The 7,304-nt window shown below is 71.1% G+C and carries 7 protein-coding genes and 1 tRNA gene; 3 read left to right on the top strand and 5 right to left on the bottom strand.

Translation table 11 applies throughout. The features are described 5' to 3' along the window. Positions 1-26 precede the first annotated feature (26 nt). Positions 27-99, bottom strand: a tRNA-Lys gene (locus ACUJ8O_RS11190). 159 nt (positions 100-258) lie between these two features. Between ACUJ8O_RS11190 and ACUJ8O_RS11185 the strand changes: the two genes are divergently transcribed. From ACUJ8O_RS11185 to ACUJ8O_RS11175, 3 genes are all read left to right on the top strand, one after another. Next, positions 259-933: a hypothetical protein gene (locus tag ACUJ8O_RS11185; protein WP_152743585.1), complete on the top strand. Its 675-nt coding sequence runs from the start codon at positions 259-261 to the stop codon at positions 931-933. 139 nt (positions 934-1,072) lie between these two features. Beyond that, the gene (locus ACUJ8O_RS11180; protein WP_036339118.1) at positions 1,073-1,699 is read left to right on the top strand and encodes a hypothetical protein; all 627 of its coding nucleotides are present in this window, start codon (positions 1,073-1,075) and stop codon (positions 1,697-1,699) included. Between the two features lie 15 nt (positions 1,700-1,714). Then, complete coding sequence (locus ACUJ8O_RS11175) at positions 1,715-2,740, top strand: inorganic phosphate transporter (protein ID WP_002856097.1); 1,026 nt, start codon at positions 1,715-1,717, stop codon at positions 2,738-2,740. A 93-nt stretch (positions 2,741-2,833) separates the two neighbouring features. On the opposite strand, the gene pstB is transcribed toward ACUJ8O_RS11175, so the two are convergent. The 4 genes from pstB to pstS form a co-directional block, all read right to left on the bottom strand. Beyond that, the gene (gene pstB, locus ACUJ8O_RS11170; protein ID WP_036314853.1) at positions 2,834-3,613 is read right to left on the bottom strand and encodes a phosphate ABC transporter ATP-binding protein PstB; all 780 of its coding nucleotides are present in this window, start codon (positions 3,611-3,613) and stop codon (positions 2,834-2,836) included. 86 nt (positions 3,614-3,699) lie between these two features. Further along, complete coding sequence (pstA, locus tag ACUJ8O_RS11165) at positions 3,700-4,881, bottom strand: phosphate ABC transporter permease PstA (protein ID WP_036314852.1); 1,182 nt, start codon at positions 4,879-4,881, stop codon at positions 3,700-3,702. A gap of 1 nt (position 4,882) precedes the next feature. After that, entirely contained in the window at positions 4,883-5,839 is a 957-nt protein-coding gene (gene pstC / locus ACUJ8O_RS11160) for a phosphate ABC transporter permease subunit PstC (RefSeq protein ID WP_036314850.1), read from the bottom strand. A 134-nt stretch (positions 5,840-5,973) separates the two neighbouring features. Next, positions 5,974-7,086: a phosphate ABC transporter substrate-binding protein PstS gene (gene pstS / locus ACUJ8O_RS11155; protein ID WP_127435315.1), complete on the bottom strand. Its 1,113-nt coding sequence runs from the start codon at positions 7,084-7,086 to the stop codon at positions 5,974-5,976. Between the last annotated feature and the right edge of the window lie 218 nt (positions 7,087-7,304).

The raw sequence follows: 7,304 nt of genomic DNA, 5'->3' as shown, positions 1-7,304 counted from the left end.
ATGCCCGGTCAGGGGCCGCTTTCCGGTGGGCCCTGCGGGGATCGAACCCGCGACCGGCGGATTAAAAGTCCGATGCTCTGCCAGCTGAGCTAAAGGCCCTCACCCGCGGCCGACGACGACGGCGTGCGGCCGACGACGGCGACCCTCGCGGGTGCCCTCCAATGGTAGCCCAGGCGTGCGGGGCACTACCGTGGACGGGGCCGCCGCCTCCGGCGACCACATCCTCACCCCGATGCGCCCTCGAAGGGAGCCCCGCCCATGGCACGTCACCGCCTGCCCGCCGGCCGCGGCGCCAGCTCGAGCGCCTCGGGCGTCCTGCGCCCGCACCGGCCCCGCCTCTCGGAGCCGCAGGAGCTCACGCACTTCGCCGGCGGCGAAGACCCGCAGGAAGTGGCCGCGGCGGCCTCGCGCCTGGCCCACGCCCTCGTGGCCGGCGGCCGCGCGGAGGAGAACCCGGCCGTCGTCGAGCGGCTGGTCGGGCTGGTCCACGAGCTCGGCGTCGAGACGCTCGCGGAGCTGTGGGCGGACGCCCCGCCCGTCTCGCTCGCCGGCGCCCTGTGGCGCCTGTACGTGCTCCAGGAGGCGACGGCCCGCGACGGCGAACGCTGGGCCGCCTGGTACCGCGCCGGGCACGCCGCCTACGCCTCGCGCGTCGTGGCGGGCGCCGTCGAGCCGCCGGGGCCGGCCGAGCTGCGCCGCCTCACGGACACGATCCTCACGGGCGCCTACCGCTCCGAGATCGACGTCGCGTTCGAGCGCGCCGCGGCCTACGCCCGCGTCGTGGCCCTGGGCCAGGTCGAGCACGCCGAGGGCTCCGAGGCCGCCGCCCCGGACCGCGCCGCCGCCCTCACCCGCCGGGCCGCGCGCCTGGTCAGCACCGCCGACGCCCTGGAGGCGGCGGGTCGAGCGTTTCGGGACGGATCGCTAGACTGAAGGGGACGGCGCCGGGCCGCTGGTAACCCCGGGCTCCAACACACAGCCGCTGCGAGCGGCCTTCCGCCGAGAGGCGTTCCCGGTCCGGCGTCGTCGTCGACCCCTTCGCCACCCGTCGACGAGAGAGCGACCGCTGCCCATGTCCCCCCGCATGCCCTGGCTCGTCACGCGCGACACCCCGGCGCTGCGCCACATGGCAGACCTCGCCGAGGCCCTGCACCGGGCGGTGCACCTGGTGGCCCAGGTCGCAGGGACCCGCGGACCCGAGGCGGACCGTGCCGCCCGTGAGCTCGAGGAGCTCGACTCGTCCTCGAGCGCCACCCTCATGGCCTTCCTCACCGCGCTGCGCAGCGCCTACGTGACTCCGCTGCCTCGTCAGGACCTCTACCGGCTGGCCAGCGGCGTGCACGCGACCACCCGGCGCGTCGTGTCGGCGGGCGTGCTGATCCAACGGGCCGACCTGGAGGAGCTGCCGACGCACGCCCTCGACATCCTGGAGACCGTGGGCCGGCAGGCCGAGCTGCTCGCCCGCGGCGCCGCCGAGGTGCGCGACCTCGACGCCCTGGAGGCCACGTGGATGCAGCTGCTGCGCGCCTCCCGCCGCGCGGAGCGGGTCATGGTCGAGTGGCTCGCCGACCTCGGCATGGACCTGCTGCAGCGCGACTACAACCGCCAGCGCGAGGTCGCCTGGGCGCTGCACGCGGCGCTCGAGGCCCTCTCCCGCGTGAACATGGACCTGGGCATGGTGCTCGTCCGTGAGTCCTGAGCCGGTGGAGGCGCCGTGACCGCGGGGCTCGCCGTCGTCCTCGTGCTGCTGTGCGCCGTCGGCGCGCTGATGGGGTTCCGCGACGCCCCCAACGCCGCGGCGCTGCCTGTCCGGTACCGGGCGCTGACACCGCGCGGGGCCCTCCTCCTGACCGGAGCGGTCAACACCGTGGGCGCGCTGCTGGGCATCGGGCTCATCACGCTGAGCGTGCACTACTTCACCTCGCCCGCGGTGCGCAGCGAGATCGGCCCCCTGGCCGTGGGCGTGTCCTGCGTGGTGACCCTCGTGTGGGGTCTGCTGCTGTGGTGGCGGCGCCTGCCCGGCTCCAGCACGCACGCGCTGATCTCCGCGCTGGCGGGCAGCCACCTCGCCGTGCGCCTGAGTCTGGACATCGACGTCGCCCTCACCATCTTCGACCTCGTCCGCGCCGAGGTGCTGCTCAGCCTGCTGCTCTCGCCCCTGATCGCGTGGGCGCTCGCCCGCCTGCTCACCGCCCCCGCCATGCGGCTCGCCACCCGGGGCACCACGGTCAACGTCCAGCACCGGGCCCGCGTCGCGTTGGGCATCTCCGCCAGCGCCATGGCCATGGGCCACGGCCTGCAGGCCGGTCAGCGCATGGGGGTGCTGTGGGCCGCCGTGCTGGTGGGGTCCGGGTCCGTCCTGGCGCCGGACGCCCTGACGGCCGAGTTCGTGGGGGGCGCGTTCCTGTTCGCCCTCGCGGTCGGGCTCGGCACGCTGGGCGGCGCCTGGCGGATCGCCTGGACCCTCACCGAGCGTCTCGTGCGCCTCGACCCCCTGCGGGCGTCCGTGGCCGCCGTCATCCCCGCGGGCCTGCTGTTCGTCGGATCCCTGGTGTTCCACCTGCCCCTGTCCTCCACCCACACGGCGACGGCGGCCATCGTGGGCGCCGGCCAGACGCAGACCTACGCGTCCGTGCGCTGGCCCACCGTGCTGCGCGTGGTCGGCTGGTGGGTGCTCACGCCGGTGGCCTGCGCCCTTCTCGGCCTCCTCGGCACGCTGGCCCTCGTCCCGCTGGCCTGAGGCCGCGCCCGACGACGGCGGCCCGGCCCCGCAGACGCCGCGACCCCGCCCGGCGTGCGGCCGGACGGGGTCGGGGACGGAGCGCGGGGCGGCTCAGCCGAAGCGGCCGGAGACGTAGTCCTCGGTCTGCTGGCTCGAGGGGTTGTTGAAGATGACGTTGGTGTCGTCGTACTCGATCAGCTTGCCGGGCTTGCCGACGCCCTGGATGTTGAAGAACGCGGTCTTGTCCGCCACGCGCGCGGCCTGCTGCATGTTGTGCGTGACGATGATGACCGTGTACTCCTCCTTGAGCTCGTTGATCAGGTCCTCGACGGCGAGGGTGGAGATCGGGTCGAGCGCGGAGCAGGGCTCGTCCATGAGGATCACGTCGGGCTGCACCGCGATGGAGCGGGCGATGCACAGACGCTGCTGCTGACCGCCGGAGAGGCCGGAGCCGGGCTTGTCGAGGCGGTCCTTGACCTCGTTCCACAGGTTGGCGCCGCGCAGGGACTTCTCCACGAGCTCGTCCGCACGGGACTTGTTCAGGCGGGTGCCGTTGAGCTTGTAGCCGGCCAGCACGTTGTCCCGGATGGACATCGTGGGGAACGGGTTCGGGCGCTGGAAGACCATGCCGATCTGGGAACGGACGCGGACCGGGTCCACACCGGGCCCGTAGATGTCCTCGCCGTCGAGCAGGAGCTGGCCGTCCACGGTGGCGCCGGGGAGCACCTCGTGCATGCGGTTGATGGTGCGCAGGAAGGTGGTCTTGCCGCAGCCGGAGGGGCCGATGAAGGCGGTGACGGAGCGGGGGGCGATGTCGATGTTGACGCCCTCGACGGCCTTGAACTTGCCGTAGAAGACATCGACGTCGATGGCCTGGATGCGCTTGGACATGAGTGGTTCTGTTCCTTCGTGGAAGTCTCTGGGGGGGTGCGACGGGGTCGGGGCCGGCCGCCCGGGGGATTCCGGGCGGCCGGGCCTCACCGGCCCTGCTTGGGGGCGAACGCCTTGGCGATGAACCGTGCCGCCAGGTTGAGCAGCATGACGATGGTCACGAGCAGCAGGGCGGCTGCCCAGGCGCGGGCGGTCGAGGGGTCCGCCGCCGTGGGTGAGGTCGGGGCGACCAGCTGGCGGTAGATGTACACCGGCAGCGCGGTCATCCAGTTGTCGAACGGGTTCCAGTTGATGCTGGTGGCGAAGCCGGCCGTCACGAGGATCGGCGCGGTCTCGCCCGCCACGCGGGCGATGGCCAGGGTGACGCCGGAGGCGATGCCGGAGATCGCGGTGGGCAGGACCACCTTGGCGATGGTCTGCCACTTGCGCACGCCGAGGGCGTAGGCGCCCTCGCGCAGCTCGTTGGGCACCACACGGAGCATCTCCTCCGTGGATCGCACGACCACGGGGATCATGAGCACGGAGAGAGCGATCGCGGCCGTGAGACCCATCTGCACGGACTGCAGTGCGGTGGACTTGCTGCCGGTGACCAGGGTCAGGACCCACGTGATCGCGGCGTAGGCGAAGAGGCCGGCCACGATCGAAGGGATGCCGGTCATGACGTCCACGAAGAACACGATGGCCCGGGAGAACCAGCCGCCGCGGCTGTACTCCACCAGGTAGATGGACGTGAGCATGCCGATCGGCACGGAGATCAGGGTCGCGATGATCGTGATCACGACGGTGCCGATCAGGGCGTGGCCGAAACCGCCCGCGAGCCCGCCGGCGGGCTTGCCGTCCTCCACCCACGCCGAGTCGTCGATGCCGGTGATGCCCTTCATGTCGTACGCCATGATCTGCGGGTTGGCGATCAGGGTCGGCAGACCGGCGGAGAGGACCGACCACAGCACGGAGACCAGCGGCACCAGGGCCACGAGGAACGCCAGCCACACGAGGTTGCGACACAGGCCGTCTGCGGCGCGGCGCCGGTTCTCCATCACGCGCGTGGCCACGTAGAGCCCCGCGATGTAGAGGATGGCGGCGATGATCACGAAACCGACCACGTTGAAGGCGCCGCTGAGCAGCACGGTCAGGCCGGCGGCGACGACGGCCGCGGCAGCTGCGACGGCCATCCAGGTCCAGCCGGGCTTCTGACCCTCGGTCAGGGAATGACGCCGCGGCGTCACGCTGTCCTCGGTGGCCCGGGGAGAAGTCGAGACAGTGCTCATGTCAGTTGGCTCCCGAGAATTCCTTGTGCTTGCTCACGATCGCGCGGGCGATCATGTTCACCACGAGGGTGATGATGAAGAGCATGAGACCGGCAGCGATCAGCTCGTGCAGGCGCATGTTGAACGCCTCGGGGAAGTTGAGCGCGATCTCCGACGGGATCGTCTGGTTCCTGCCGGACTCCACGAGCGACCAGGAGAAGACGCCGCCGGAGAGCACCATGGTGACCGCCATGGTCTCGCCGAGCGCGCGGCCGAGGCCGAGCATGATCGAGGAGACGATGCCGGCCCGGGCGAACGGGAACACGGTCATCTTGATCATCTCCCAGCGCGTGGCGCCGAGGCCGAGCGCGGCCTCCTCGTGGAGCTTCGGGGTCTGGGTGAAGATCTCACGGCAGAGCGCGGTGATGATCGGCAGGACCATCACGGCCAGCACGACGCCCGAGGTCAGCAGGGTACGGCCCGTGGTGGTGGCCGAGCCGCCGAAGAACGGGATGAAGCCCAGGTTCTCGTTGAGCCAGCCGTAGATCGGCACCATCAGCGGAGCGAGCGTCAGCCAGCCCCACACGCCGTAGACCACGGAGGGGATCGCGGCCAGCAGATCGATCACGAAGCCCACCGACTGCGCGATGCGCGGGGGCGCATAGTGCGAGATGAACAGGGCGACACCGATCGCGACCGGGGTGGCGATGAGCAGAGCGATGATCGACACCATCACGGTGCCGGCCATGAGCGGCCACACGTACTGGAAGAAGGAGTCCGCAGACACGAGCTCCGCGCCCGGCTGCAGGGCAGGCCATGCCTCCGTCAGGAGGAAGACCGCCACGAAGGCGAGCACGAGCAGGATCAGGACGGCGGCCGCCAGGGCCCCGCCGGAGAGGAGCTTGTCTCCGGCGGCTCCGCGGCGGGGGCCGCGCAGGCTGGACGGCTTCGGTGCCGCTTCGTTGGTGGTTGAGGACACAGTGCCTTCCCTCGGATCGACGTGCATGGTGATGGACGGGCCGCGACGAACGAGCGCCCTGACGCGGCTTCAGCCGCCGGGCCCGTGGGGCCCGGCGGCCGAAGCGACGGTGGGTCAGCCGACAAGAAGCGACATCAGCCCTTGACCGAGATGGCCTCGATGCGCTCCATGGCCTTCTTGCGGGTTTCCTCGGAGATCGGGGCGTTGCCCGCGGACTTCTCGGCGGTCTTCTGACCGTCCTCGGACACGACGTACTCGGCGAAGGTCTTGACCTGGTCCACGGTCTCCTGCGACTCGTACTGGTTGCAGTAGATGTGGTAGGAGACCAGCACGACGGGGTACACGCCGGACTCGTCGGTGGCGCGGTCGAGCTCGATCGAGCCGTCCTCCTTGGCCTCGGACTTCTCGACGGTGGCGGCCGCGGCCTCGGCGGAGTACTTCACGTACTCCTCGCCGACCTTCACGGACACGGTGCCCAGCTCGCCCACGGCGGAGGCGTCGGCGTAGGTGATGGCGCCCTCGGTCTGGGAGGCCAGGCCCACGACACCCTTGGTGCCCTGGGCGGACTCGGCGGTGATGTCGGACGGCCAGGTCTCGACCTCGTCGTAGGACCAGGCATCGCCGGCGGCCTCGGTGAGGTAGGCGGTGAAGTTCTCGGTGGTGCCCGAGTCGTCGGAGCGGTGCACGACGGTGATCGGGGTGTCGGGCAGCTCGACGCCCTCGTTCTGCGCGGCGATGGCCTCGTCGTTCCAGTTCTTGATCTCGCCGGAGAACACCTTGGCGATGGTCTCGGCGTCCATCTTGACCTCATCGACGCCCGGCAGGTTGTAGGCCACGGCGATCGGGGAGATGTAGGCCGGCACGTGGAACGCACCCTCGTCGCCGCAGTTCTCCTTGGCGGACTCAGCCTCCTCCTCCTTGAGGGCGGCGTCGGAGCCGGCGAAGGAGGTGGCACCGGCGAGGAACTTCTCACGACCGGCACCGGAGCCGTCCGGGGAGTACTGCACGGTCAGGTTCGGAGCGATCTCGGTGACACCCTGGGTCCAGGCGGTCATGGCCGCCTCCTGCGAGGAGGCGCCGGCGCCGACCAGGTTGCCCTGGACCTCGGAGGTGGTGCCCTGCTCGCCGCTGGCGGAGCCGGAGGCATCGGAGCCGCCGTTGCCGCTGTCCGCGGAGGAGCAGGCGGTCAGGGCGATGGCGGCCACGGACAGGAGGGCGGCGGAGCGGCCGAAGCGGTGAGCCTTCACGAAGAGCCTCTTTCAATCGGATGACGACGGTGAGGGCAGAGCGTCCGGCTGGCCCGGTTCTGCACCGCACCCGACCGTACGGTCCAGAGGTGAATCGAGTGCTCGGCCGGGGTGAACAGATGGTGAACGGGAGCGGCATTCGCAGGAATGATCTGTGCCGTGGACCACAATGCTTGGTTGAGCCTCGCACGGCGAGGGCTCCCCGGCGTCGGACTAGG

The sequence above is a fragment of the Micrococcus sp. EWR3.9.1 genome, from assembly GCF_052615555.1.
The sequence above is the reverse complement of the archived record's forward strand: the minus strand, read 5'-3'. Positions and strand labels throughout refer to the sequence as shown.

What these genes read in the sequence shown, in the direction of transcription:
- pstB (WP_036314853.1), bottom strand. Translation starts at nt 3,613, where the DNA reads ATGTCCAAGCGCATCCAGGCCATCGACGTCGATGTCTTCTACGGCAAG.
- ACUJ8O_RS11185 (WP_152743585.1), top strand. Translation starts at nt 259, where the DNA reads ATGGCACGTCACCGCCTGCCCGCCGGCCGCGGCGCCAGCTCGAGCGCC.
- pstA (WP_036314852.1), bottom strand. Translation starts at nt 4,881, where the DNA reads ATGAGCACTGTCTCGACTTCTCCCCGGGCCACCGAGGACAGCGTGACG.
- ACUJ8O_RS11180 (WP_036339118.1), top strand. Translation starts at nt 1,073, where the DNA reads ATGTCCCCCCGCATGCCCTGGCTCGTCACGCGCGACACCCCGGCGCTG.